Below are 2050 nucleotides of genomic sequence, written 5' to 3'. Positions count from 1 at the left end.
CATGTTCCCTATCTCTATTCCGAACTGAAGGAGAAGGCCCGATGAGCAGCGTCACCGCCTCGACCGTACCTTCGACCGCACCGCTTTCGCAGAGCGGCGACAGCAGGAATAACAACACCCGCTGGATCGGCCGCCTCGCCATCTACGGGCTGCTGACGATCTTCGCCATCCTCTACCTGATGCCGCTCTTCGTCATGCTCACAACCTCGTTCAAGACGATGGACGAGATCCAGGGCGGCAACATGCTGGCGCTGCCGCAAGCGCCGACCTTCGATCCCTGGATCAAGGCCTGGGGCGAGACCTGCGTCGGCCTGACCTGCGCCGGCATCAAGGGCTACTTCTGGAACTCGATCAAGATGGTGGTGCCGGCTGTGGCAATCTCCACCATCATGGGCGCGCTCAACGGTTATGTCCTGACCAAATGGCGGTTCCCCGGCCATACGCTGGTGTTCGGGCTGATGCTGTTTGCCTGCTTCATCCCGTTCCAGTCGGTGCTCTTGCCGATGGCGACGATCCTCGGCTCGCTCGGCCGCTTCGGCGTCACCCTGCAGAACGCCACCGGCTTTAACTTCGGCTTTGGCAATTCCACGATCAACCTGGTCTTCGTGCATGTCGTCTACGGCCTCGGCTTCACCACGCTGTTCTTCCGCAATTTCTACGAGGCCTTTCCGACCGAACTGGTCCGCGCCGCCCAGGTCGACGGCGCCAGCTTCTTCCAGATCTTCCGCCGCATCATGCTGCCGAACTCGCTGCCGATCATCGTCGTCACGGTCATCTACCAGTTCACCAATATCTGGAACGACTTCCTGTTTGCCTCGGCCTATGCCGGCACCGGCGACTCCATGCCGATGACGGTGGCGCTCAACAATGTCGTCAACACCTCGACGGGTGTGGTCGAATACAATGTCAATATGGCTGCGGCGATGATCGCGGCCGTTCCCACACTGATCGTCTATATCCTCGCCGGCCGCTACTTCGTGCGCGGTCTGATGGCGGGGGCAGTCAAAGGGTAAGTCATGGCCTTCCTCGAAATCTCCGGTCTCAGAAAGCGTTTCGGCGCCGTCGACATTCTCAAGGGGATCGACCTCGAACTCGAAAAGGGCGGCTTTCTCGTGCTGGTCGGCCCGTCCGGCTGCGGCAAGTCGACCCTGCTCAACACCATCGCCGGGCTGGAGACGATCACCTCCGGCGATATCAGGATCGACGGGCGCGCCATCAACGGCCTGCATCCGTCCAAGCGCGACATCGCCATGGTGTTCCAGTCCTATGCGCTCTATCCGAACATGACGGTGGCGGGCAATATCGCCTTCGGTATGGAGATCCGCGGCGTGCCGAAGGAGGAGCGGGCCAAGGCGATCAAGCAGGTCTCCGACATGCTGCAGATCGGCCATCTGCTCGACCGCAAGCCGTCGCAATTGTCCGGCGGCCAGCGCCAGCGCGTTGCCATGGGCCGGGCGCTGGTGCGCAATCCGCAGGTCTTCCTGTTCGACGAGCCGCTCTCCAATCTCGACGCCAAGCTGCGCGTCGACATGCGCACCGAGATCAAGCGGCTGCATCAGCGCATGGGCACCACCTTCGTCTATGTCACCCATGATCAGATCGAGGCGATGACGCTGGCGACCAAGATCGCCGTGCTGAAGGACGGGGTGCTGCAGCAGTTCGGCACGCCGGCCGAGATCTATAACAGCCCCGCCAATCTCTTCGTCGCCGACTTCATGGGATCGCCGGCGATGAACTTGCTCAACGCCACCGTTGAGAATGGTGCCGGTGGACTGCAAGTCTCACTCGAACGGCCGAATGGCGCGCCGCTCCGGCTGCCGGTCGTCTCGGGCAACAATGGTCTGTCGTCCTATGCCGGCCGCCAGGTGATCTTCGGCATCCGCCCCGAAGCCTTGACCGATCCCGACGGCGCCGACCGCAAGGCGCGCTCGCTGACCGAGGACGATTGCCTGATCGAAGTGGTCGAACCGGCCGGCTCCGACACCTTCGCCGTCACCAAGCTCGGCGGCAAATCCGTCGTCGCCCGCCTGCGCGCCGATGCCGGCATCGC

2 protein-coding genes are annotated in these 2050 nt (G+C 62.6%); both read left to right on the top strand.

The window, feature by feature from the left end:
* Positions 1-41: 41 nt before the first annotated feature.
* Positions 42-1013, top strand: a complete 972-nt coding sequence (locus FHX14_RS32675; RefSeq protein ID WP_184381258.1) for a carbohydrate ABC transporter permease — start codon at positions 42-44, stop codon at positions 1011-1013.
* 3 nt (positions 1014-1016) lie between these two features.
* The coding region (locus FHX14_RS32670; protein ID WP_184381256.1) for an ABC transporter ATP-binding protein at positions 1017-2050 on the top strand (1034 nt) is incomplete at its 3' end.

Origin of the sequence: Rhizobium sp. BK619, assembly GCF_014195245.1 — a bacterium.
Lineage (GTDB): Bacteria > Pseudomonadota > Alphaproteobacteria > Rhizobiales > Rhizobiaceae > Rhizobium > Rhizobium acidisoli.
The sequence above is the reverse complement of the archived record's forward strand: the minus strand, read 5'-3'. Positions and strand labels throughout refer to the sequence as shown.

Excerpts from the sequence above, each read along its gene's own strand:
- FHX14_RS32675 (WP_184381258.1), top strand. The coding sequence starts at position 42 with ATGAGCAGCGTCACCGCCTCGACCGTACCTTCGACCGCACCGCTTTCG.